Source organism: Nocardia citri (assembly GCF_054065835.1).
In genome coordinates this window covers 165,976-191,271 of the sequence record NZ_JBSUQM010000001.1, presented here as the reverse complement: position 1 = coordinate 191,271, position 25,296 = coordinate 165,976, and the positions used below count along the sequence as shown (strand labels likewise).

General features: G+C 65.3%; 20 protein-coding genes. 10 read left to right on the top strand and 10 right to left on the bottom strand.

Annotation, left to right across the window (positions count from 1 at the left end; all coding sequences use genetic code 11):
• Positions 1-75: 75 nt before the first annotated feature.
• Positions 76-891, top strand: coding sequence for a hypothetical protein (locus ACW2Q0_RS01010; RefSeq protein ID WP_457185100.1), 816 nt, complete (start codon positions 76-78; stop codon positions 889-891).
• Positions 892-910: 19 nt separating this feature from the next.
• On the opposite strand, the gene ACW2Q0_RS01005 is transcribed toward ACW2Q0_RS01010, so the two are convergent.
• Complete coding sequence (locus ACW2Q0_RS01005) at positions 911-2,341, bottom strand: CCA tRNA nucleotidyltransferase (RefSeq protein WP_457185098.1); 1,431 nt, start codon at positions 2,339-2,341, stop codon at positions 911-913.
• A gap of 385 nt (positions 2,342-2,726) precedes the next feature.
• Between ACW2Q0_RS01005 and ACW2Q0_RS01000 the strand changes: the two genes are divergently transcribed.
• The 8 genes from ACW2Q0_RS01000 (at position 2,727) to ACW2Q0_RS00965 (ending at position 15,306) form a co-directional block, all read left to right on the top strand.
• Positions 2,727-3,263, top strand: coding sequence for an NUDIX hydrolase (locus ACW2Q0_RS01000; protein ID WP_457185096.1), 537 nt, complete (start codon positions 2,727-2,729; stop codon positions 3,261-3,263).
• Positions 3,260-5,968, top strand: a complete 2,709-nt coding sequence (locus ACW2Q0_RS00995; RefSeq protein WP_457185094.1) for a DUF6049 family protein — start codon at positions 3,260-3,262, stop codon at positions 5,966-5,968. The genes ACW2Q0_RS01000 and ACW2Q0_RS00995 overlap by 4 nt, the downstream gene beginning before the upstream one ends.
• A 754-nt stretch (positions 5,969-6,722) precedes the next feature.
• On the top strand, positions 6,723-10,568 hold the full coding sequence (locus ACW2Q0_RS00990; protein WP_457185092.1) for a murein biosynthesis integral membrane protein MurJ: 3,846 nt from the start codon (positions 6,723-6,725) through the stop codon (positions 10,566-10,568).
• Positions 10,569-11,011: 443 nt separating this feature from the next.
• Positions 11,012-11,545 (top strand): RNA polymerase sigma factor SigM, encoded by a 534-nt coding sequence (gene sigM / locus ACW2Q0_RS00985; RefSeq protein WP_457186037.1) that lies wholly within the window; start codon positions 11,012-11,014, stop codon positions 11,543-11,545.
• A 102-nt stretch (positions 11,546-11,647) separates the two neighbouring features.
• Complete coding sequence (locus ACW2Q0_RS00980) at positions 11,648-12,481, top strand: hypothetical protein (protein ID WP_457185090.1); 834 nt, start codon at positions 11,648-11,650, stop codon at positions 12,479-12,481.
• 108 nt (positions 12,482-12,589) lie between these two features.
• Positions 12,590-13,576 carry a thioredoxin-disulfide reductase gene (trxB, locus tag ACW2Q0_RS00975; protein ID WP_457185088.1) on the top strand — a complete coding sequence of 329 codons (987 nt, stop codon included), beginning with the start codon at positions 12,590-12,592 and terminating at the stop codon, positions 13,574-13,576.
• A gap of 32 nt (positions 13,577-13,608) precedes the next feature.
• The gene (gene trxA / locus ACW2Q0_RS00970; protein ID WP_457185086.1) at positions 13,609-13,935 is read left to right on the top strand and encodes a thioredoxin; all 327 of its coding nucleotides are present in this window, start codon (positions 13,609-13,611) and stop codon (positions 13,933-13,935) included.
• Positions 13,936-14,109: 174 nt separating this feature from the next.
• The gene (locus ACW2Q0_RS00965; RefSeq protein WP_457185084.1) at positions 14,110-15,306 is read left to right on the top strand and encodes an N-acetylmuramoyl-L-alanine amidase; all 1,197 of its coding nucleotides are present in this window, start codon (positions 14,110-14,112) and stop codon (positions 15,304-15,306) included.
• Between the two features lie 110 nt (positions 15,307-15,416).
• Here ACW2Q0_RS00965 and ACW2Q0_RS00960 read toward each other — a convergent pair whose 3' ends face one another.
• From ACW2Q0_RS00960 to rpmH, 9 genes are all read right to left on the bottom strand, one after another.
• Entirely contained in the window at positions 15,417-16,148 is a 732-nt protein-coding gene (locus tag ACW2Q0_RS00960) for a GNAT family N-acetyltransferase (RefSeq protein WP_457185082.1), read from the bottom strand.
• A gap of 215 nt (positions 16,149-16,363) precedes the next feature.
• Entirely contained in the window at positions 16,364-17,392 is a 1,029-nt protein-coding gene (locus tag ACW2Q0_RS00955; protein WP_457185080.1) for a ParB/RepB/Spo0J family partition protein, read from the bottom strand.
• 25 nt (positions 17,393-17,417) lie between these two features.
• Complete coding sequence (locus ACW2Q0_RS00950) at positions 17,418-18,371, bottom strand: ParA family protein (RefSeq protein ID WP_457186035.1); 954 nt, start codon at positions 18,369-18,371, stop codon at positions 17,418-17,420.
• Positions 18,372-19,000: 629 nt separating this feature from the next.
• Positions 19,001-19,735: a 16S rRNA (guanine(527)-N(7))-methyltransferase RsmG gene (gene rsmG / locus ACW2Q0_RS00945; RefSeq protein WP_457185078.1), complete on the bottom strand. Its 735-nt coding sequence runs from the start codon at positions 19,733-19,735 to the stop codon at positions 19,001-19,003.
• A gap of 119 nt (positions 19,736-19,854) precedes the next feature.
• Entirely contained in the window at positions 19,855-20,385 is a 531-nt protein-coding gene (locus ACW2Q0_RS00940; RefSeq protein ID WP_457186033.1) for a Jag family protein, read from the bottom strand.
• Between the two features lie 143 nt (positions 20,386-20,528).
• Positions 20,529-21,623: a membrane protein insertase YidC gene (gene yidC, locus ACW2Q0_RS00935; RefSeq protein ID WP_457185076.1), complete on the bottom strand. Its 1,095-nt coding sequence runs from the start codon at positions 21,621-21,623 to the stop codon at positions 20,529-20,531.
• 4 nt (positions 21,624-21,627) lie between these two features.
• On the bottom strand, positions 21,628-21,981 hold the full coding sequence (gene yidD, locus ACW2Q0_RS00930; protein ID WP_457185074.1) for a membrane protein insertion efficiency factor YidD: 354 nt from the start codon (positions 21,979-21,981) through the stop codon (positions 21,628-21,630).
• The gene (gene rnpA, locus ACW2Q0_RS00925) at positions 21,978-22,409 is read right to left on the bottom strand and encodes a ribonuclease P protein component (protein WP_457185072.1); all 432 of its coding nucleotides are present in this window, start codon (positions 22,407-22,409) and stop codon (positions 21,978-21,980) included. Before rnpA ends, yidD begins: the two co-directional genes overlap by 4 nt.
• Before the next feature lie 21 nt (positions 22,410-22,430).
• On the bottom strand, positions 22,431-22,574 hold the full coding sequence (rpmH, locus tag ACW2Q0_RS00920) for a 50S ribosomal protein L34 (RefSeq protein WP_083898281.1): 144 nt from the start codon (positions 22,572-22,574) through the stop codon (positions 22,431-22,433).
• Between the two features lie 622 nt (positions 22,575-23,196).
• Between rpmH and dnaA the strand changes: the two genes are divergently transcribed.
• Positions 23,197-25,176 carry a chromosomal replication initiator protein DnaA gene (gene dnaA / locus ACW2Q0_RS00915; protein WP_457185070.1) on the top strand — a complete coding sequence of 660 codons (1,980 nt, stop codon included), beginning with the start codon at positions 23,197-23,199 and terminating at the stop codon, positions 25,174-25,176.
• The last annotated feature ends 120 nt before the right edge of the window (positions 25,177-25,296 follow it).

Sequence of the window (25,296 nt, the reverse complement as noted above, 5' to 3'; positions counted from 1 at the left end):
TACACACAATCGCCCACATCCGCACGGCCGCGACCGTGGTCGTGCGCGTCGGCGCCAAGTACGCTCGGATCAATCATGGCCACGTACTTCGATCCGACGTCATGGTCACCGATGCGGGCCGTCGACATAGGTAAACGCCTCTTCGATCAATCACTGGTCGAACAATGGCTCGCCTACACCACCGCCTGGGTGGATCCACTGGCCGACTTCGGCGCGGGCACCGTAACCGCACTCATGCCGGACGTGCTGATGACCGTGCTCAGCGAGGGCATTCTCAGCCGGTTCGGCGGCCAGGAGGTCAGCGCCACCCTGCTCGGCCACGATCTGCACGCGACCCTGCAGGTGCTGAAGGTGCGTAGGCGCGGCGCGCACTTCCAGACCAAGACCGTGCTGTCCCGGCTGCGCTGGGACGATTATCCAATCGAAAAGGTCACCGTGATCGCGCACGGCGTCCGGCTGGTGCCCGGAGTGCCGACCAGGGCGCGGGTGCAGCAGCTGGATCTGAACGGCACCGTCACCACCGAGACGCTCCTGGGCTGGCTCGATACCCAGCAGCGCGACTGGAAACTCGGCGTGGCCACGAGCGGACTGATCCGGGCGAAGCATCGAAAACACCCGATCAGCGCGCTGGTGCGGGCGCAGGTACGGGACAACCTGCTCACCGTCGATATCCACCGCGTGAACTGGCTGGGTATCCCGATCCCACGGAAGCTGGTGACCGCGCCGACGGTCCTGCTGGATCGGCTACCGAACGACGCGCGCATCGTGCACGCCACCCGCGAGGGTGATCTGGTCCGATTCCGCATCGAACTGACCAGGATCACCGGATCGTTCGATTTGGCCCAGATCCGCTCTGCCATTGTGGCGGGCACCACGCTGATCATCTTCTGATCGACCGGCGAATTCCCGCTCAACCCTGGGCTTTCCACCATTCCAGCAGTGCGGCCTCGGCCTCATCCCGGCTGAGCGGTCCGCGATCCAGACGCAACTCCTTCAGGAAGCGCCAGGCCTTGCCCACCTCCGGCCCCGCCGGAATACCGAGCAGTTCCATGATCGCGTTGCCGTCGAGGTCCGGCCGCACCCGATCCAGATCCTCCTGCGCCTGCAGTCCGGCGATCCGCGACTCCAACTCGTCATAGGTGGCACGCAGTGCGGCAGCGCGGCGCTTATTGCGGGTGGTGCAGTCGGCACGGACCAGTTTGTGCAGCCGCGGTAGCAGGTCACTGGCATCGGTGACGTAGCGGCGCACCGCCGAATCGGTCCACTGTCCCTTGCCATAGCCGTGAAAACGCAAGTGCAGGAACACCAGTCGGGCCACGTCCTCGGTGAACTGCTTGGGATACTTGAGGGCGCGCATCCGCTTGCGCACCATTTTCGCGCCGACCACCTCATGGTGGTGGAAGCTGACCCCGCCGCCCGGTTCATTGCGCTTGGTATCGGGCTTGCCGATATCGTGCAGCAGCGCGGCCCAGCGCAGCACCAGATCCGGATCGCCCTCTTCCAGATCGATGGCCTGCTGCAACACGGTCAGCGAATGCCAGTAGACATCCTTGTGCTGGTGGTGCTCGTCGATCTCCAGCTTCATCGCGGGCACCTCGGGCAGTACCAACTGGGCCAGACCCGTCTCGCACATGACATTGATGCCATCGATCGGATGCGCGGAGGCGATGAGCTTATCCAGTTCGGTGCGCACCCGCTCCGCGGTGATCCGCTCGAGCTCACCCGCCATCGCGACGATCGCGGCCCGCACCCGCGGCCGCAGTTCGAAGCCGAGCTGCGCGACGAAACGTGCCGCCCGCAGCATCCGCAACGGATCGTCGTGGAACGAATCCTGCGGCGCCGCAGGCGTATCCAGTATGCCGGCGAGCAGCGCGTCCATTCCGCCGAGCGGATCGACGAACTCCAGCGACCCGTCGGCCCCGATTCGCACCGCCATCGCATTGACCGTGAAATCGCGCCGCACCAGATCACCGTCGAGCGAATCACCGAAGGTGACCTCGGGGTTGCGCGATACCCGGTCGTAGGTATCGCTGCGGAAGGTGGTGATCTCCAACTGCTGATCGGCCTTCGACGCACTCACCGTGCCGAATGCCAGCCCACCGGTATCCCACAGATGATCGGCCCACCCGCGCAACAACTCCTGCACCTGCTCCGGCCTGGCATCGGTGGTGAAGTCCAGATCCGTCCCCAACCGCCCGAGCACCGCATCGCGCACACTGCCCCCGACCAGGTACAGCTCATGCCCGTGCGTGGCGAACAACTCACCCAACGGTGTCAATACATCGGACAACCGTCCCAGCGTGACCGCGGCCGCGGCCAGCAATCGGGTACGTCGATCCAACGCTGCATCCTCGGACTTGGGCGAAACCACGAAGTAGCAGCTTACCGAGCCCACACAACCGATATGCCAGCGCGACCCGCGCAGCCGCGAGCAGATATATAAGGCCAAACGCATGTCGTGCGGGTCGAGGTGCCGAGATCCAGTCCGGATTCGAACATTCAGCATCACTCGCGGATACAAACCCTCAGGTCGCGACCTCGGCATCCCAACGCAGCCCCGACGGAGCGAGACTTACGAGCACCCGTTGGGCCCGTCTCGTATCCGAGTCGTCGAAGCGCATGCGACGACGCCGCGAGTCTCGACGGCTCGGACGCGAGACAGAAGAAGGGGTGCCGCCAACCCGCCGCGCCGCAGGCGCGGCAATTCAGCACAGTAGGATTGCGTGGTGTCTCCGGCCGATCGCGCGAACAGTCGACGCCGCCAGCCCCGGCGCCGCGGTTCGGCCGCCAACCCGGCGAAACCACGCATGCGCACGGTACGGGAAACCTCGGCGGGTGGACTCGTCGTCGACGGGTTGGATGGGCCGAGCGATAAACGCTGTGCGGCGCTGATCGGGCGGACCGATCGGCGTGGCAGACTGCTCTGGTCGCTGCCCAAGGGACATATCGAAGAGGGGGAGACACCCGAGCAGACCGCGATCCGGGAGGTCGCCGAGGAGACCGGAATCAAGGGGATCGTGGTCGCCGAACTCGGCAGTATTGATTACTGGTTCGTCACCGAGGGTCGCCGGGTACACAAGACCGTGCATCATTATCTGCTGCGTTCCATCGGTGGTGAACTGTCCGACGCCGACGTCGAGGTCACGCAGGTCGCGTGGGTTCCGTTGAGCGAATTGGATTCTCGGCTCGCCTATGCCGATGAGCGGCGCCTCGCCGAGGTGGCGAACCGGATGATCGACCGGATGGAGACCGGCCAGCGATGACCCAGACTTTTCGGCATCGCGCAGCGATTCCGTGGGCGGTGGTGGCCGGGCGACGGATTGGCCTGTTCCGGATCATTGCGGCGGTGCTGACCATTCTCGGCTCGGCGACGGCGGTTCCGGTATTGCTCGCCGAGCCCGTCGCCGCCCAGCCGACGACGCCGAATAGTTCGTCGTCGCCGAAATTCCTGAAGCTGACTCTGGATTCGGTGAATCCGTCCGCGGTGACCACCACCAGCGATCCGATGCTGACGATCGCGGGCACCGTCACCAATATCGGCGATCGGGTGGTGCAGGACGTCAGCGTGCGTGTCCAGCGGGCCGCGGCGGTGGCGACACCGAGCGCGCTGCGCTCGACTCTGCGCTTGGACCAGGCCAACTATGACGTGACCGGTCCGTTCGAGGATATCGCCGAACGTTTGAGTCCCGGCCAGCGCAAACAGTTCACGATCAGCATCCCGTTTCGCTCCAACAGCGGTACGGCCGCCCTCGATATCGCCAAACCGGGCGTTTATCCGCTATTGCTGAACGTCAATGGGGAACCGGCCTACGGCACCCAGGCCCGCCTCGACGACGCGCGATTCCTGCTTCCGGTGCTCGGCGTTCCGGCCTCGGTCGACGGCAGCTCGCCGGTGCCCGCCACTTCCGACACCCCGGTGGCGACGACTCTGTTGTGGCCGCTGGCCGACCGGCCGCGGCTGGTCGCCGGTATCACCGGCCCGCTCAGCGGCAAGGCCGAGCTCACCGATGACGAGCTGGCCGCATCACTGGGTAAAGGCGGACGGCTGGATCAATTGCTCGGCGCCTTGGAATCGGTGCTCGGCACCAATCAGGCCGGTCGTGATCGGACGCTGACCTCGTCGGTCTGCGTCGCGATCGATCCTGACCTACTGATCACCGCACAGGCGATGACAAAGGGTTACCGCGTGCTGGCGAGCCCTTCCGATCCTGATGGCGCGACCAGGGCGGGCACCGGCGCCGGTCAGGCCCAGACCTGGCTGGACCGGTTGCGCGCGGTTGCCGGGTCGACCTGTACGGTCGCGCTGCCGTTCGCGCAGGTCGATGTCACGGCTCTGGCCGCGGTCAACGATCCCGAACTGTCCACGCGGGCGCTGAACGAACCCGCCGAGATCGTCGATTCGATTCTGGCCACCAAATCAGTGCGCGGGGTGAGCATCCCGGATTCCGGCAGCGTCGATGAGAGCGCGGGAATGTTGTTGCGCGGCCACGGTTTCGGAACCGCCGTAGTTGCCGGTACCGCCGCCGTACCGCTCGGCACCGCCGGTACCTCGACGGATTCGCAGCCGCTCACCACCGGACGCGGCGGCACCAGCAATCAGAGCACCGCCAACCAGAACAGCTCGACTCAGCCGGTGCCGGAGCCGAGCACGCCGGATGTGGTCCGATTCACCGAAATCGCCCCTGCGCCGGTCACTCCGGAGCCGGCACCGCAACCGCAGACCAGCGCGACTTCGAGCCCGTCCACCACCAGTACGCCGACCATGAGCACATCCGCCCCGACAACGAACGCGGCACCCACCGGCGCCCAGACGCCCGCGAATCCGCCCGCCGATCCGGCGTTGCACGCGGCGACCTTCGATATCTGGTCCGCGACCGCCCTCGCCGCCGTCGGCTCCAACCCGCCTACCCCGTCGTTCACCCCGGGACGCGTCCGCTACGACGTCACCAACGACTCCCGGATGGCCCGTCTGCAGGATGCACTCGGCGCCATCACCTGGACCGCGCTGAACCCGGAGCCGAATCACCCGCGCTCGCTGTTGCTGGTGCCGCCGCAGCAGTGGAGCGCGAACCGGGAAGAGGCCACCGCGATCCTGAAACAGGTCGACCTGCTGCTGCGCAATAACCTCGCGACCCCGCGCACCCTCGCCGAGTTGGTCGCCGAATCGCCCGACGCGCAGCCCCACGAACCCGACTACCTACCGCAGGCCGCCCTTGACGCGGTTCCGGACCGCTTCGTATCTCCGGTCCGTGACCAAGCTCGCCGGATCACCGATCTCATGCGCTCGCTCGTCGAGGTGCCCGCGGCCGAGCCGACGCCGAACCAATATCTGCCCCCGCTGCGCGACGATCTGCTGCGCGTACTCACGCTCTCGGACCGGCGCTCCGGCGATTCCGCACAGCCGGACACCTATGCCCAGCGCCGTCTCGACCAGACGACCCGCACGCTGGACCGGCTCTACGGTTCGGTCACCGTGCTGCCGCCCGGTGGGGTATACACTTTGGCCTCCGAACAGAGCCCATTGCTACTGGTCGCACGCAATGATCTGCCGGTCGCCATTCGGGTCCGGTTCCGAATCGAGGCGCCGACGGAGACGAAGATCACCGATCCGGGTGAGGAGACGCTGCCGCCCACCGGCAGCCGATCGTTCCAGATTCCGACCGAGGTCACCGATAGCCGTAACCTGGTCATTCCGATCTCCCTTACCACGTCCGACGGTATCCCACTCGGCAATCCCACCTCGGTCTCGGTGCGTTCCAACGCTTACGGTCAGACCTTGGCAATAATTACGGCGTGTGCCGGAATACTGCTGTTCCTGTTGGCCGGGCGTCGGTTGTTGCGTCGGTTCCGCGGACAGCCGGATCCGGCCGACGAGGGTTTCGATCCGGGGACCCGACGCCGGGTGAACAGGTATCGACGTGCGCGCAGGCGCGTACTACAGCAACAGGAGCAGCAGGAGGCGGGATGAGAACGACGACACCTCGCTTGTGCTCGGCTGTCGTCGCCGTGCCGTTTCGGTCGCCCGGCACGCAGTCGGGTTCCGTTGATCGGTACCGACCCCGCACCACTCATGGCATCGTGGAGGACAATCGCGTAACACCCTGGACGTCGTCGGCCAGGCTGCGGGGGGATGGCATGGCGCAGGAGGCACGATGAGCGACGATGATCTATCCGCTCATCGGCGACCACCCGTTGACCGGCTCGACGGACCCCAGGCCCGCCGGGCGCCTTCGGCCCCCTGGGAGCGGCCCCTGGCGCAGCCACCGGCAGAACCGGAGAACGCGGAGATGACTCCCGATGAACGTTACGGCGATTCACCGCGCGTACCGCAGGTGAGTCGACCGGATCAGCCGCAGCGACCGGTGCCGCGCCCGGCACCGCAGGGCTCGCAGCCACCCACTGGACCGATGGCACCGCCCTCCGGCGCATTGCCCAGGCAACCTGCGCCACAGCGACCGTTGCCGCGTCCCCAGCAATATCCGGATCCACAGCAATATCCCGCACCCCGGCCGCATCCGGGTCAGCAGTCGCACCCGGGTCAGCGGCAATATCCGCCGCCCCCGCAACAGACCGGTCCGGGCCGGCCGCGTCCGATGCCGCCTGGTCAACCGCTGCCGGGGCCGCCGGGCGCACCGCCTCGGGTCCCGCCGCAGCGTTTCGCGCCGCCGCCGAACTATCAGGCGCCGCGACCGAGTTATCAGACACCACCGCCGCAGCCTCCGGTGACGCCACAGCCCCCGGTGACGCGGCAGCCTCCGATCGAACGACAGCGGCCAGTTGAGCATCAGCAATCGGTCGAACAGCCGCATGCTGGCGCCCCGCGGGAAGCGGCCAAGCCACGGACCCAGGAATGGCCCGCCGCATCCGCATCGGGCGCGGTCGCCACCGAAACCAAACAGAACGCGAGTTCGCGCCTGCTACGTGACTCCGGCTCGATCGCGATCGCCACCCTGATCAGCCGCGTCACCGGCTTCGGTAAACAGCTGTTGCTGCTGACCGCGCTCGGTCCGGCCGTCGCGAGTGCCTACACCTCGGCCAACCTGATCCCCAATATGATCACCGAGCTCGTCCTCGGCGCGGTGTTGACCGCGATGGTGGTACCGACCTTGGTACGCGCCGAACAGGAGGACGAGGACGGCGGCGTCGCATTCGTCCGCAGGCTGGTGACCTCCGCCTTCGCGGTGCTCGCCGCCGCCACCCTGTTCGCCGCGGCGGCGACGCCGGTGCTGGCGACCCGAGTCTTCGTCTCCTCGGACGGCAAGGTCAATACCGAACTGACCACGGCGCTGACCTATCTGTTGGTGCCCGCCATCCTGTTCTACGGCATGTCGGCGCTGTTCACGGCGATCCTCAATACCCGCCAGAACTTCAAACCCGGGGCTTGGGCACCGGTGCTGAACAACCTCGTCGTGCTGGTCGTGCTGGGCCTGTATGCCTTCACCCCGGGTGAGATCACGCTGGATCCGGTCCGGATGAGCGATCCGAAACTGCTGGTCCTCGGTGGCGGCATCACACTCGGTGTGGCGACCCAGGCGCTGAGCCTTTTGCCCGCGATCAAGCGCAATCAGATCGATCTGCGTCCGCTGTGGGGTGTCGACGCGCGACTCAAGCAGTTCGGCAAGATGGGCTCGGCCATCATCCTCTATGTGGTGATCAGCCAGATCGGTCTGATCGTCTCGAATCACATCGCCTCGACGGCGGATGAGGCGGGCCCGGCGATCTATACCAACGCCTGGCTGCTGCTCCAACTGCCCTACGGCGTGCTCGGTGTCACTCTGCTCACCGCGATCATGCCGCGGCTGAGCCGCAACGCGGCCGCGAAGGACACCCCGGCCGTCGTGGACGATCTGTCCGTCGCGACCCGCCTGACGATGATCGCCCTGGTTCCGGTGGTCACCTTCCTGACCCTGGCCGGTCCGCAGGTCGGCGAGGCGCTGTTCGGCTATGCGCGGTTCACCGGTGACGCCGAACGGCTCGGCACTGCGGTGAGCTGGTCGGCCTTCACACTGATTCCGTACTCCCTGGTGCTTATCCATCTGCGCGTGTTCTATGCCAGGGAGCAAGCATGGACGCCGACCTGGATCATCCTCGCCATCACGACCATCAAGATCCTGGTCTCGGCACTGGCGCCGGCGCTGGCCGGCGACAGCGGTCAGGTCGTGATCATCCTGGGTGTCGCGACCGGACTCGGATTCCTGGCCGGTGCCGTTATCGGCGGCTATCTGCTGCACCAGAGTCTCGGTGATCTGCGCATGGTCAATGTCGGACGCACGGTGTCGCGCGTGCTGCTTTCCTCGATCGCGGGTGGCGCGGTCATGTTGATCGTGGACAAGGTGCTCGGGCTCGACCGGCTCTCCGGCGGACCCGGCTCACTGATCCGGGTGATCGTCTCGGCCATCGTGATGTTCGCGGTCGCCTTCGGGCTGATGCGCCTGGCCGGTATTCCGGAGATCGTCGCGATCACCGTCGCGATCTCCCGGCGCCTCGGCTTCACCCCGCCCGCCCCCGATCTCGACCTCGAGGGCCCGGTCGAGGACGAGTATGCGACCCAGGTGTTCCGGCGGCCCGAACCGTACGTCGCATACCCCGGTTTCGACCCGTACATGGACGCTCAAACCATGGTGCTACCCGTGGTCCGAGCCCAGACCGTTGACAGCACCGGTATGGGTGAGTTCCCGTACCCTGTTCGGCAGAGAAGCACAAGTGGCGAGTTCGCCGGAACTTCGACAAATCAGGGCGAAGGAGGAACGAGGGTGAGCGACGACGCGGCGCTGGGCGGCGTCCCAGCCGCCGAATCTGCTGCGACCAACGCAGGCGGGCTCTCCACAGATGTTCCGCCCGCCGGGGAGGCCTCCGATCCCGCATCCGCGAATCAGGGTGCCGATAGCGGTCCGCCGGAGGACGATTCGGCGCCCGAATCCGGTGAGCAACCGCAGGAAGCCCCGCAGCGGGATCCGATGTACGACACCGGGATGATCCCGATCCCGCCGCAGCTACCGCCGATGGACGACGTCGGCCGAAGAACGCCGCGCGGCCCCAAGCTGATTCCGGGCGCTTCGGTAGCGGGCGGCCGCTACCGGCTGCTCGCGAGTCACGGCGGATCCCGCGGACTCAAGTTCTGGCAGGCGCTCGATATCAAGCTCGACCGCGAGGTCGCGCTCACCTTCGTCGATGCGGATCAGAAGGCCACCGACAACTCTGGTCACGACGGTCCGCAGGCCATCCTGTCGCGCACACTGCGCCTGGGCCGGATCAACTCGCCGGGCCTGGCCCGCGTACTGGATGTGGTGCGTGGCAGCTCCGGCGGCATCGTGGTGGCCGAATGGACGCCGGGCCGGTCGCTGCGCGAAATGGCCGAAACGGTGCCCTCGCCCATCGGTGCCGCCCGCGCCATCCGGGCACTGGCCTCGGCCGCCGAACTGGCACATCGCGGCGGTGGCTCGCTGTCCATCGACCATCCGGATCGCATCCGGATCAGTGCCACCGGTGATGCGGTACTCGCATTCCCGGGCACGCTGTCCGATTCCGACGCGCAATCGGATGTGCGCGGCCTCGGCGCCATGCTCTACGCGCTGATCACCGCACGCTGGCCGATCCGCGCCGGTGGTATGACCGGTACCGCCGCGACGGTCGGCGGGTTGCGGCTCGCCGATTTCGGTTCCGACGGCACCCCCGTCGAACCGCGGCAGATCCGGCCCGAGGTGCCGTTCGAGATTTCCGCGGTGGCGGTCCGTTCGCTGGAATCGAATAAGGGTGTGCGTACCGCGGCGACCGTGCAGCATGTGCTCGAACAGGCCTCTGTGGTCGACCAGAAGACCGATTTCATTCCGGTGCTTCGCCTCGGTCAGCGTCCGCCGAGTGGAGCCGAAGAATCGCTCGCCGATCCGGAACTGCTTGCGGCGGAACGCGAACGCTCGCAACGGATGATGTGGATCATGGTCGGGCTCGGCATCCTGGCCGCCCTGGTCGTCGGCATCATCATCTGGTGGATGGTCAGTGTCTTCGCACCGAGTGCGTCGAACGCTCCGCTCAACGAGCAGCGCAATATCGGCCTCACCACGAACAGTTCGCCCGCGCCCACACCCACCTCCGGTGGTACGACTGGGACGACAGGTACGGCCGCGGGCGGGGTGCCCGTTCCGGTGACGAGTGTGTCGGTCTTCTCCCCGGAGGGCACGCCGGACAGTGTCGGCGGTACCGGTGCGGTGCTGGATCACGATCCGGGCACTGTCTGGCGCACCGATCAGTACTTCCAGCAGTTCCCGGCGCTGAAGAAGGGCGTCGGGCTGCTGGCCACCCTGCCGAGTCCGGCCAAGCTGACGAGCGTCTCGATCGAATCGCCGAGTCCGGGCACCTCGGTCGAAATCCGCACCTCGCCGACGGCCTCGCCGACCCTGGACCAGACCCAGCTGATCGGCTCGGCACGACTGGAGAACGGCATCACCGAGATCCCGGTCCACGCCGATCAGGCGGCCCGCTATGTGCTCGTATGGATCACCGGACTAGCCAATTCCGGTGGCCAGTTCCAGACCTCGATCGCTGAAATCCGCTTCGACGCCGCGGCTTGACCACGCTCCGAGTATTCAGGCCGTACCAGTAACTGCGGTGTGGGACCGCATACGGGTTCCGCATGAACTGCCCGTTGACTTTTGGGCTTGCTCGACGAGTTAGCGATGTTCTCGCGAATGTTCTCGCATCCCGCCCGCCGGTGTCGATTCCCCGGGCATTCCGCACCCATTCAGTCCTGACTGGTCTGCTTGCTGCCAAATCTTTACTGACGATATGATCAAGCCGCGCTCTCACAGCAGGGGGAGCTCCCCGGGTTCTGGTTATTCGATCCTGGATGCTGCGAAATTTCGATGGTGGTCGCACGTGTCCGTCATCGCCGTGAGAGCTGTCCAAGGGGTTGGTTTTGCCGTCCGAATTGAACGAGGATTCCCATGGGGGGAAGTCGCGCCCCGTTGCATTCCGCGAGCGTTCGTTCGTACCCGACGAACTCACCGATGTCGAATTGCTGCAAGCCCATGTGCGCGGTCAGCGGCATGCCTTCGCCGAACTGCTGCGCCGCCACAACGACCACCTCTGGCAGACCGCCCTGCGCACTTCCTACACCCGTGAGGACGCGGCGGATTCGCTGCAGGACGCCCTACTCTCCGCACACCGGACCGCGGCCACCTTCCGCGCCGAGGCCGAGGTGCGCAGCTGGCTGCACGCCATCGTGGTGAACGCCTGCCTGGATCGAATCCGGCGCAATAAGACCCGCCGAGCGGTGTCGCTGTCGCCGGAGACCATGCCGGAACCGAAGGACACCAAGGACCATATCGCCGAACTGGAGATGTCGCTCGTCATCGACCGCGCGCTGTTCACGCTGCCGGAAGAGCAGCGGTTGGCGCTTGTCGCGGTGGAACTCGAGGGGCGTAGTGTCGCGGAGACAGCGGCGCTGCTCGGCGTTCCGGAGGGCACCATCAAGAGCCGATGCGCGCGGGGTCGGCTGCGGCTGCAAGAACGTTTGGAATTTCTGCGTGATCCGGGGAACCGGAAGTAATCGAGATGCGTCAGTAATAGTGACGGACAACCAGACGACGTACAGGGTGCGCCCGCGCCGTGCGGGCTCCCGCGATAACTACTCGAGTACCCCGGAGGTGCGATGGCGACGCGATCCGTTCCGCAGCGTCCGTTCTCGCCCGAACTACTCGCCGATCTACACGCCGACAACGTGGCACCGGAGCTGAGTGAGCAGCTGTGGCCGGTGGTCCGCAACGATCCGGACGCCCTACGCTTCTTGGACTCGCTCGATGACGTCAGCGCCGCATTGCGCGCGCTGGGCCGCGACGACCGCGTCATCCACGCCATGCCCGCCGATATCGCGGCCCGGCTGGAGGAGTTCGTCGAAGACCTCGACGCGACGCAGCAGCCTACCGAGCGGGTCGCAACCGTCGATCAACTGCACTCGGCCACACCGCGGCCGACATCATCCGCCGCGGTGTGGCCCGAATCCGCCGATGACACAACGGATTCCGAACAAGCGAACCTCGCCCCCGCCACCGCTCCCATCTCGCTGACGCAACGCCGCACGCGCACGCTCCGCTGGCTCGCTGCCGCGGCCGCCGTAGTCGCGGTCGTGGCGGGTGTCACGGTCGTGGTGGACGCACTGCGCGGGCACGAGGTGGCCCCCGCCGCTCAACCGACCACCGGCAACGTCCAACTAGGTAACGAACTCGACGCCACCGTCGCACTGAGTGCCCTCGGTCGCAATGACGTCACCGGTGTACTCGGCACCCCTGCCGCCCTGAATCGCTGTGTGCACGCCAACGGCCTGGACCGCACGGTCCTCGGCTCGACCAACACCACCTTCCAGGGCAGGGACGCCGTGCTGATCCTGCTCACCGGCCCACGCCCGCACCGGATCACCGCGCTGGTCGTCGGAATCGGTTGCAGCGTCGACGATCCGCAGCAGTTGGCACTCACCGATATCGGTTGACGAGTGGGCAACGTCACGTCGCGCGGCTGTCCTATCTCAGGTCGGGAACAACACCGTTTACCCTGTTGTTGACCGACACGTCTAATGAATCTCCCTCGGAAGGGTCACATGAGCAACGCAGTTCGCGACTTGATCATCGTCGGCTCCGGACCCGCCGGCTATACCGCCGCCGTCTACGCAGCCCGCGCCGAACTCCAGCCCCTGCTGTTCGAGGGCACTCAATTCGGTGGCGCACTGATGACCACCACCGAGGTCGAAAACTTCCCCGGTTTCCGCGCCGGCATCATGGGCCCGGATCTGATGGAGGAGATGCGCGAACAGGCCAAGCGGTTCGGCGCCGATATCCGGACCGAGGATGTGGACGCGATCGATCTGAGCGGCCCGATCAAGACGGTTACCGTCGGCGACGAGACCTACCAGGCCTATGCCGTCATCCTCGCCATGGGCTCGGCCGCGCGCTATCTGAACGTCCCCGGTGAGCAGAAGCTCCTCGGCCGCGGTGTCAGCGCCTGCGCCACCTGTGACGGCTTCTTCTTCAAGGGCCAGGACATCGTCGTGGTCGGTGGCGGCGACTCCGCGATGGAGGAGGCGACCTTCCTCACCAAGTTCGCCAGCAGCGTGACCATCGTGCACCGCCGCGAGGAATTCCGCGCCTCGCGCATCATGCTGGAGCGGGCCAAGGCCAACGAGAAGATCAAGTTCGTACTCAATGCCGAGGTCGCGGCGGTCAACGGCGATACCAGCGTGACGAGTCTGACCCTGCGCGATACCCGCACCGGCGAGACTTCGGAGCTGGCCGCTACCGGGCTGTTCGTGGCGATCGGTCACGATCCGCGCAGCGAGCTGGTCAAGGATCAGGTGGAGTTGGACGACGAGGGCTATGTGCAGGTGCTGCACCCCTCGACCGCCACCAAGGTGCCCGGTGTCTTCGCCGCGGGCGATCTGGTCGACCACACCTACCGCCAGGCCATCACCGCCGCGGGCACCGGCTGCCGCGCGGCGATCGACGCCGAGCGCTGGCTGGCCGAGCAGGGTGATATCACCTCGAACACCCTGGATCACGCCGGCACCTCGGTTGCCGTGCCCACCAACTGATCTCATCTTTATTGCACTACAAGGAGATACCCATGTCCGAAAACACGGTCACCGTCACCGACGCGTCCTTCGCCGACGATGTGCTGCTCAGTGCGAAGCCGGTACTCGTCGACTTCTGGGCCGACTGGTGCGGCCCGTGCAAGATGGTCGCCCCGGTGCTGGAGGAGATCGCCGGCACGCACGCGGATAAGCTGACCGTGGCCAAGGTGGATGTGGATGCCAATCCGGGCGTCGCCCGCGATTATCAGATCCTCTCGCTGCCGACTATGCTGCTGTTCTCTGGCGGCAAGCCGGTCAAGCAGATCGTCGGAGCGAAGGGCAAAGCCGCCCTGCTGCGTGAACTCGACGGCATTATCTGACGTATTCGTCAAAGGAGCGCCGCGATTCGACGACGCGCCGTAATATGCCTGGACGCCGGGAATTGCTGAATTCCGGTCCGGGTCTGAGACAATCGACCGACCTCCGGTCGTGCGAGGGTGTGAGCCATCGCATGAGTGGGTACCCGGGTTGTCGGAAGGAAAGGGCTCTCACGCATGCACCGACTTCGTCACGGCGATACCGGTCCAGCCGTCGCCGAGGTTCGGAGCACCCTGGCAAGTCTCGGGTTTCTGCATACGCACTCCGCCGCAACAGATCACACTGATGCGCGAGAGTACTGGAAGGACACCGACGCTTCCTTCGATCGCCAGCTCGATTCGGCGGTTCGAGCCTTTCAACAGCACCGCGGACTGCTGGTCGACGGGGTCGTCGGACCGGCTACCTACCGCGCACTCAAGGAGGCCTCCTATCGCCTGGGTGCCCGCACGTTGATCTATCAGCTGTCCGCGCCGCTCTACGGCGACGATGTGGCAACCCTGCAGCGCCGGCTCCAGGACCTCGGTTTCTACGTGCACCGCGTCGACGGCTACTTCGGCCCGCACACCCATGAGGCGCTCACCGCATTCCAGCGGGAGATCGGCTTGGCCGCGGACGGCATCTGCGGTCCGGATACGCTGCGCTCGCTGGAGCTGCTCGGGGCGCGCGTCACGGGGGGCAATCCGCATCGGATCGCCGAGGAGGAGGTTGTGCATCGGGCCGGGCCGCAGCTCACCGGCAAGCGGATCGTCATCGATCCCGGCCTCGGAGGCCCGGATAAGGGCTTCTCGGTGCCGACCGAATACGGCGACGTCTACGAGTCGGAGATCCTTTGGGATCTGGCCAGCAGACTGGAGGGCCGCATGGCCGCCACCGGCATGGAAACCTTCCTGTCGCGGCCGTGGGGTGCCAATCCGACCGATGCCGAGCGTGCCGATACCTCCAACGCCTTCGACGCCGATCTGATGATCTCACTGCGTTGCGCAACCAATCCGAGCCCGTCCGCCAACGGTGTCGCGAGTTTCCACTTCGGCAACTCGCACGGATCGGTATCGATGATCGGCCAGGTGCTCGCCGGGTTCATCCAACGTGAGGTAGTCGCGCGAACTTCGTTGCAGGACTGCCGGACTCATGCGCGCACCTGGGATCTATTGCGGCTCACCAAAATGCCGACGGTCCAGGTCGATATCGGTTATCTCACAAATGAATACGATGCGTCGGTCCTCACCAACCCGCGGATGCGCGATGTGATCGCCGAGGCCATCCTCATCTCGGTGAAGCGGCTGTATCTGCTCGGCCAGGACGATCAGCCAACGGGTACATACACTTTCGCCGAGCTACTGGCGGAGGAATTGGCCGCCGCCGACCGGATGTAGCGAATCACCTTCTGGCTCAACATAGATTATGTAAACCAAATACTTCTGATACGAGTGCGCCTCTGCCGACGAAACTGTCAGCAGGGGCGCACTGTTGTTCGTGCGAAGCCTCAGGGTGCTCCGACGCGGAAAGGGACCGTCAGCGAGGCGGCCGCGAGGAGCTGATCGAGCGCGCGCTCGACGTCTTCCTTCCAGCTGTGATCGGAGTTCAGTTCCAAACGCAGCCGGGGAAAGCGGTGGTGCGGTGCGACCACTTCGAAGCCGACATCCTCCAGGAAGTCCGCCTCGATCATGCACGTCTCCGGTGAACATTCGGTCGCCTTACCCGCCGAGGCCGCATCCCGGACCGGTGACCCGATCCGCTCCATCAACCGCATCGAGCCGAGCGAACGATCCGACATCGCGGTCGTCGGGGGATCTGTGCGAATGCCGAAGGCCTCCAACGCTCGGACACCGCGACGCACCAGATCGGCCACCACGGCCGTCATGAGGCGGGTGGCTATGTCGGCATCCTGATAGGGGAATTCGGTCCGCAGCGTGGTCAGCAGGACCGCATCCGGGCTGACCGGCGATGTGGGGAAGAGACCGGCACGCGGTACCGCGCTCGGTGGCGAATACAGCGCACACCCCGCGACATTGCCGTCCACGTTCGCGACCTGACCGCACGAACCCCACTCCAACATGACCGTGGAGAGCCAGGCCTCCTTCTCGAAGACCGGATCACTGAACTCGCGGGAGGTCGCGGCGACGGCCGGATCCATCTCCCAGAATACGCAACGCCGCGCATGCGCCGGTAACTTGTCCAGTCCGCCGAGGGTTAGTGCTGTGACGCTGGTCGACACCGCTCTGCTCAGCCTCCAGCTATCCGATTCATCCACACTCACGCTGCATTCACTCGCCAGCAAGAATAAGCGATCAAAGCGAACCCGCCTCATTCCACGTCGCTGTGCTGTTGGTAAGGAGCCCCTCCGTAGGTCGTTTTTCCGCGCCGTCACAGTGACGTTTCGACGCCGAACACGTGTCTACCGGAAGCACACGGCTATTTTTGCCACTTCTGTCACTTGCCGAGTTGCTGCTGCTCCATCATGCCTACGATGCGTTCGAGGTCTTCGACCGAACCGAATTCGACGACGATCTTGCCCTTGCGCTTGCCGAGGCTCACGGTGACGCGAGTGTCGAAGGATTCCGACAGTCGCTCGGCCACGTCCTGCAAACCCGGCATATGAATCGGCTTGCGCCGGAGGGCAGGGGGAGCGGCGGTATCCGGATCCCGGTTCGCCAGGGTGACGGCTTCCTCGGTGGCCCGGACCGACAACCCCTCGGCGACGATGCGGGCGGCGAGTACCTCTTGGGCGTCGGCGCCAGCCTCGAGGCCGAGCAGCGCACGAGCGTGCCCGGCGGAAAGTACACCGGCCGCGACCCGGCGCTGCACCGGGATCGGCAGTTTCAACAGGCGAATCATATTCGTCACCACGGGCCGGGATCGACCGATTCGTGTGGCCAATTCCTCATGGGTGACATCGAATTCTTCGAGCAGCTGCTGATAGGCCGCCGCCTCTTCGAGCGGATTCAGCTGCACCCGGTGGATATTCTCCAACAGGGCGTCCCGCAGCATCGCGTCGTCCGCGGTCTCGCGGACAATGGCCGGAATCGCGGCCAGCCCGGCCTCCTGGCAAGCGCGCCAACGACGCTCGCCCATGACGATCTGATATTTGTCGGCCCCCGGCTCCAACCGACGCACCACGATGGGCTGCATCAGGCCGAATTCCTTGATGGAGTGCACCAGCTCGGCGAGCGCCTCTTCCTCGAAGACGTGGCGCGGTTGCTTGGGGTTCGGTTCTATCTGGTCCGGCGGAATTTCGCGATAGGTCGCGCCGCCATCCGAAAGCTGCTCGTCGCTGGGGTCGGGGACCCGATGCAGGAAGGCGGAGGCCGGTTGCGGTCCGATCGGATCGACGCCGATAACGACATTGGCTGCGGCACTGCCGAGTCCCGGTGTGGCACCGAGGCCAGGTGTAGCCGCCGGCCCGGTCGGAATCAACGCGGCAAGTCCGCGGCCTAGCCCGCCCTTCTTCGCCTGAGTCATCGGCTACCGACCCTTTCCTCGTTCGTCATTGCGCGCGCTCTGCCGCGCCCGGTCGGACCACCGACCGCGCCGCCATCTCACGACCGGCGTCCAGATAACTCATCGCACCCCGGGAGCCTGGATCATAATCGAGCACCGTCATGCCGTAGCCCGGCGCCTCGGAGACCTTCACACTGCGGGGGATGACCGACTTCAGCACCACATCACCGAAGTGCCCGCGCACCTCCTCGGCGACCTGGTCGGCCAGCTTGGTCCGACCGTCGTACATCGTGAGAAGCACTGTCGATACATGTAGTTCGGGATTCAGGTGCGCCTGCACCAGACCGATATTCCGAAGCAATTGCCCCACACCCTCCAGCGCGTAGTACTCGCACTGGATCGGGATCAGCACTTCCTTAGCAGCAACCATTGCGTTGACGGTGAGCAGACCGAGCGACGGAGGGCAGTCGATCATGACGTAATCGATGTCGTACCCGGCGATATTGGCCTCCTGGATGGCAGCCTTGAGCCGGCCCTCCCGCGCCACCATGGAAACCAATTCGATCTCGGCACCGGCCAGATCGATGGTTGCCGGAATGCACAGCAGGCGCTCGTTGTGCGGACTCCGCTGAATCGCTTCCAGCACCGACACCTCACCGATGAGGAGTTCATAGCTCGACGGGACACCCGAGTGATGTTCGATGCCCAGAGCGGTGCTGGCATTGCCTTGGGGATCGAGGTCGATCACGAGAACCGTCATCCCGGTATGCGCCAGGGCGGCCGCGAGATTCACGGCGGTCGTCGTCTTTCCGACGCCCCCCTTTTGATTGGCGATGGTGATGATCCGTTGCTCGTGCGGTTTCGGCACTGTCACCTTTCCTGGATGCAATATTTGGCTTGCACGTTGGGCTTCGGCCGCTATCGGGGTCTCACTGGGGGAGATGTGCCCGAACGGTGTGCTTCCAAATGCCTCCGCGTCGAAGGTGCTGGAGTCCAGCATCCCCGGCACGCGCGACGCTGTTTCCCGTGAAACATTCGCCGGACCGCTCGACATAGACAGCTCCTAACGCGAGAACCTCAGATCACGTGCGCCCGACCGAATTCGGCGCCGTGTCATCACTAGCTGTGTCGGATCGAAGTTGACGCTCGATCGGAACCGCAGCTCCCGATCGACCGAGCGGAGCTCCCACCGATGTGACATCAATATCCCTCGGTGGCACCAACGCTCACGCCCGACGCATACTAGCTTGCCAGCACTCAGCGGGATAGGAAAGTTGAATCGCGGCAACGCGCAAACGACACGCGAATCTGCGCCAAATCACGCCGCTGCTAACAAGATTGATGCGCCCGATTAGCTGTTTCACATGAAACATGAAGTCCCGGATCGACACAGAAGTTCGGTTCACGTGAAACATCGGATAGGTCTCGGCTCGACGCCCGCCATCCGGCAGCGGAATCGGGATCTCATGCCGGGCGCTCTCGCGTCCAATGAGGCTTGCGCAATGCGGATCATCAATTTCCCCATCCGGGGACACCGGATTCAAAACGTCACGTGAAGTTTCGCGTTGATGCGCGCTGCGGTCAGGGGGCCCGGCGCCCTGTTTCACATGAAACAGGGCCGCGAATCGACTACCGCTGCTTCGGCTTTCGCGTCGACCTACCGACCCGACGCGAGGGGCGCTCGGCGCGCGGCAGCCGCTCGGCGCTGATCACCAGAGTCGGGGTGGAGACGAGTCCGGCACCGCACTCCAGAACGGCCGTATTCCCGGCGCCCGCCTTCGCCAATGCCTCGCTATCGCGCTCGAGTTCCTCGGCCGCGCTGACGCCCTTCAGCGCGAGCATCCGTCCGTGATCACGCAACAGGGGGAGGGACCACTGCGCCAGCTTAGCCAGCGGGGCGACCGCGCGCGAAGTCACCACATCCGCGCCGCCCGCTTCCTTCATAACACCCGACTGCTCGGCCCGGCCGCGCACCACGGTCACATCGAGTCCGGCCGCCTCGATGAATTCGCTCAGAAAGATCGTGCGGCGCAACAGCGGCTCGACCAAGGTGATCCGGAGATCCGGGCGCGCGATCGCCAGAGGGATTCCGGGCAGTCCAGCGCCGCTGCCGATGTCGACCACAGTGGCACCATCCGCCATCAACTCACCAACCACCGCACAGTTGAGAATGTGCCGATCCCATAGCCGCGGCACCTCGCGGGGACCGATCAGCCCGCGCTCGACGCCCGCGGCGGCGAGGGCGGCACAGTACCGACGCGCGAGATCCAGCCGGTCTCCGAAGACCACCCCGGCCACGGCCGGGGGCTCCAGCTCATTCGGCAATGCGGTGATGCCACCGAGATCTCGTTCCACGTGAAACATCCTTCCGAACTCGAGTCGATCAGTGCGGCAATGGGGCCAGGGGAGAGGAGCGCATCCTAGATATGAAGAGGGCCTCCGGTCTGAAGACCGAAGGCCCTAATCCAACCACAGAGCACGATTCAGGCAGGCACCACGACAACGTGCCGGTTCGGCTCGACGCCCTCGCTCTCACTGCTGACACCGTCGACGGCGGCGACCGCGTCGTGCACGATCTTCCGCTCGAACGGAGTCATCGGCGCCAACGGCTCCGGCTTACCGGATTCCAGCACCCGCTGCGCGGCGGCGGTGCCGAGCGCACTCAACTCCGAGCGACGTTTGGCACGCCAGCCCGCCACGTCGAGCATGAGCCGACTGCGCACCCCGGTGGCCTGCTGCACGGCAAGGCGGGTCAACTCCTGCAGCGCGTCGAGCACCTCGCCGTTGCGGCCGACCAGCTTCGAGAGATCGCGGCCGCCGTCGATGCTCACGACCGCGCGGTCACCCTCGACATCCAGGTCGATATCCCCGTCGAAGTCGAGCACATCGAGCAACTGCTCGAGGTAGTCGCCCGCGATTTCGCCCTCTTCGATGAGGGCTTCCTCGGCATCGTTCGCGGCGTCGATGGATTCGGCCCCCGCATCGGCTTCGCGACCGTCCGCGTCGTTCACCATCGTCGTCGCCACAGTGGCGTCCCCTCCGTCGGTTTCAACAGTCATTTGATTTCCTTCATCTGCTCATCGCGCGCGACCGGCGACCGGCGCCGATCGGAGAACGCGAACAGGGTTGCTCAGAGATCCCGTAGGCGCGCGCGGTGTCAGCGCCGTCGCTTCTGGTTGGGCCGCCCACGGTTGCCAGATCGCTTCTGCCCGCCCGAGCGCCGCTGTCCCGCCTTGGTCGGGGACTTCGCTGTTCCGTTCGTCGACGGTGCCGCGTCGACAGCGTCCACCGCATCGGCTTTCGCGTCGACGGGTGTGGCATCGGACGGTGACTGCTTCTTCTTGATATTGACCGGCTTCGCACCGGGCTTCGGCGCGTTCTGTGCGCGCTGCTCCAGCTTCTGCTGCTTCTTGACTTCATCTTCCTTCGCCATGCGGCCGAAGACGAGGTGCTGCTGCCCGTAGGTCCAAATATTATTGGAGACCCAGTAGAGCAGGATGGCGATCGGCAGGAACGGACCACCGACGAGCACACCGAGCGGGAACACCCACAGCGCGAGCTTGTTCATCATGGCCGACTGCGGATTGGCCGCAGCCTCCGGAGTCTGCCGGGCAACCGACGCGCGCGCATTGAAGTGCGTCGCCAGACCGGCGATCACCATCAGCGGGATAGAGACCAGCGCGATACTCAGCTTGGTGGGAACGCCGCCGTAATCGGCGAAGGCCTGCAGCTGGCCCGGTTGACTGGTGATGTAGGCCGAAATGGGAGCGCCGAAGATACGCGCGCTCAGGAAGGACTGGACGTCGGCGGCACTGAAGACGTAGTTCGGCGTGTGCGCATTGTCGTAAGCCGACATGCTGAGCTGGCCGATGCCGGTACCGGTGCGGTTGAACGACCGCAGCACATGGAACAGACCAAGGAAGACCGGTACCTGCGCCAGGATCGGCAGGCAGCCCATCAGCGGGTTGAAGCCGTGATCCTTCTGCAACTTCTGCATCTCGGTCGCCATCTTCTGGCGATCGTTTTTGTACTTCTTCTGCAGCTCCTTGATCTGGGGCTGTAGCTCCTGCATCTGCTTGGTGGTGCGCACCTGCTTGACGAACGGCTTATAGAGCACCAGGCGCAGCGTGAACACCAGGAACACCACGGCCAGTGCCCAGGTAAGTCCGTTGTCCGCGCCGAACGCGAACCCGAAGACCCGATGCCAGAACCAGAGGATCCAGGACACCGGATAGTAAATGAAGTCGAGCACGGCTCTATGCACTCCCGTCGTTCGTATCGCCGATCACCGCGCGCGGTGATCCTTTACAAGCGTGTGGCGCCGACTCCTGGTGGTCGGCGGCTGACCCGTTCCGTTCGCGCTTATTGCGCTCCGGAACGGGATCCCACCCACCAGGGTGCCAGGGTGCGCATTTCGCCAATCGCACGACCGTCAATCCGAGGCCGACGAGCAGGCCGCGGGTGCGTAACGCGGTCACCGCGTACTCGCTACAGGTCGGGGTGAAACGGCACACCGGCAGGCGCATGGGGGAGACATACGTCCGGTAGAGCTCGATCAGGAAGATCACCGTGTTCGCGGGCAACCGAGCAACGGTGGAGCGCGCACTCATCCCGCACCGGCCACGGTAGCCGATGGGCGGACGATATCGAGCTTGCGCAGCGCGCCACGCAGCTGGCGGAGCAATTCCTCCGAGTCGGTGGTCGCGGCGCCAGGCAATGCGCGGATGACGATATCGGCATCGGCGGGCAGCTCGGCGATCACCTGACCGCACATATGACGCAGGCGGCGGGCGACGCGGTGTCGAATCACCGCGTTACCCACCGCCTTGCTGACAATCAATCCGAATCGCGGACCGCCCACGCGAACTAACGATCCGGCCTCAGCCGCATCGCTTCGTCGTCCACTCGCGCCCATGACTCCGTCATACCCGCGCACGAGCGCGTGTACGACCAGATCTCGCCTCCCGATTCGCTGGCCGCGGCGCACCGTCCGGGAGAAGTCGGCACGATGATGCAACCGATACGGCTCAGGCAACACCCGAGCGTCCGAGAGCGAGGATCAGGCAGTGAGGGACTTGCGGCCCTTACCGCGACGCGCGGAAACGATGGCGCGACCAGCACGGGTGCGCATCCGGAGGCGGAAGCCGTGGACCCGCGCCCGACGACGGTTGTTCGGCTGGAACGTCCGCTTGCCCTTGGCCACGGTCGACACTCCTCGAGTAGGTGGGCACCATTCGGGCGCCCAAAGCTTGTCAGTGATACGTCTTTGCGCGATGAATCACAAGGTGGTCATCATCGATGTGCGTCGGTCCTGGCGCACGAGGTCGATACGACCTGACACGGTCAGCACAAGACCGCCACCGCACCAAGGGGTGACTGTACGAGGGTACTGATCGGCAAAGTGCGGGTCAAACTCGGCCCACCTGTCCCAACTACCTGCTCGGAACCGCGGCACGGGAGTCGCACATCCTGGGCATAACCGTGAGTTCGTCCACACCCCTAGCCGTCGGCGACCGGACCGACCAGGCTGCATAGCCAGAAGATTGCTGAAGAACCGCAGGTCCAGGGCGTACAGCCGCGGAGCGCAGCGCCGTTTCACATTTCCCCAGGGTTCTCCACATCTGTGGATAATTGTGTGGAAAGACCCCTGGAGTGGCATATTCGTAGGGCCGACGGTGCCACGCCGCCGCCCGGATGGGGGACCCGGGCTGCGTCCGAACCGGTTACGGACGTACGCGGAATCACAAACATCGACTCAGCCAGGACCGATACTCCGCAGGCTCCGACCGTCTGCTCCTATCGCCTACTTCCGGGGAGGAAACTGCATGGACGACGAGCAGAACGTGTTGGCCACCGTGTGGCCGGAGGTGGTCGCCGAGCTCACCACCGGCTCGGCCGATGGTGCCATCCCGCCGGTCTCCCGGGCCCAGCAAGCCTGGCTGAAACTGGTCAAGCCGTTGACCGTGGCGCAGGGTTTCGCCTTGCTCTCGGTGCCATCGTCATTGGCCCAGGAGGCCATCGAACGCGATCTGCGCGAACCCATTCTGCGTTCCCTCGGCCGTCGTCTCGGTCCACAGGTCGAGGGCCTCGGCGTCCGGATCGCGGCACCGCCGACGCAGCCGACCGAACGTCCCGGTAACAATCCGCGCCACGCGCGCATGACGAGCCGGCCCGAACGTGGCCGCGACAGCGGTCGCGGTTCAGCAGGCTATCCCGCCCCCGACTATTCCGGACGCGGCGACTACGCACCGCCGCGCTATGCACAGCCCAACGACTACCCAGCGCCCGAATACGGGGCCGGACCCGAGTATTCCGCGGCACCCGACTACCAGCCCGCACCCGAATACGGGGGCCCACCGGAGTACCTGCCGGTGCCTGGATACGAGGTGCCGGGCGAGTACCCGAGCGACGAATACCCGACCCGCGGCGACTATCCGAGTCAGGCCAATGGCGCACGGCAGGAGTCCTCGCGCGCGCCCCGGCGCGAATCCGGACTCCCACTGCGGCGTGATTCCGTACCGCCCGGACAAGAGTCACTGTTCAATACGGAACCGACGCCGGAACCGGTACGGGCGCAGGGCCGTGCGCCGCAGCGGGAGGCGGCGCCCGCGCGGGAATCCCGGCCGAGCACCGATCCGGCCATCGCGGCCGCGCACGAGTCGGTCCGCGAGCCGATCTCGGACAACTCCCACGATGACGAACCGGTCGTCAATGTCCGCAATTCATGGCCCACCTACTTCACCAAGTCACAGGAGAACCCGGCACCCACGAATTCGTCGGCCAGCCTGAATTCGAAGTACACCTTCGAGACGTTCGTCATCGGTGCGTCCAATCGTTTCGCGCACGCCGCGGCGGTCGCGATCGCGGAGGCGCCCGCGCGGGCCTACAACCCGCTGTTCGTCTGGGGCGCCTCGGGTCTGGGCAAGACCCATCTGCTGCACGCGGCCGGACACTACGCCCAGCGGCTGTTCCCCGGCATGCGGGTGAAGTACGTATCGACCGAGGAATTCACCAACGACTTCATCAACAGTCTGCGCGACGACCGGAAGGTGGCATTCAAGCGCCGCTACCGTGAGACCGACATTCTGCTGGTCGACGACATCCAGTTCATCGAGGGCAAGGAAGGTATCCAGGAGGAGTTCTTCCACACCTTCAACACCCTGCACAACGCCAATAAGCAGATCGTGGTGTCCTCCGACCGGCCGCCCAAGCAGCTGGCCACGCTGGAGGAGCGACTGCGGACCCGGTTCGAATGGGGGCTGATCACCGATGTGCAGCCGCCGGAGTTGGAGACGCGTATCGCGATTCTGCGCAAGAAGGCGCGGATGGACCGGCTCGACGTGCCGCACGATGTGCTGGAGCTGATCGCGAGTCGAGTCGAGCGCAATATCCGTGAGTTGGAGGGCGCGCTCATTCGGGTGACGGCCTTCGCCTCGCTGAACGGCCAGGCGCTGGATCTGCCATTGGCCGAGGTCGTACTGCGCGATCTTATGCCGGATACCGCGACGCTGGAGATCAATGCGGCGACGATCATGGCCGTCACCGCCGAATACTTCAACACCACGCTCGAAGAGCTGACCGGGCCCGGTAAGGCCCGGCCGTTGGCCCAGGCCCGTCAGATCGCCATGTATCTATGCCGGGAACTGACCGATCTATCGCTTCCCAAGATCGGCCAGGCCTTCGGTCGCGACCACACCACGGTCATGTACGCGGAGAAAAAGGTGCGCAAGGAGATGACCGAGCGGCGCCGCGTCTACGACCAAGTACAAGAACTCACAGCCCGGATTAAACAGCGCTCGCGCTGACCGGCACTAACAACCTCAGCACCGCCCCTGAACTGGGGCGGTGCTTTTTTGTGACCTGTGGAGTCCTCGAGGAATTCTTGTGGAGTCCTCGAGGAAACTCCGAGTTGTCCACCGGTTCGT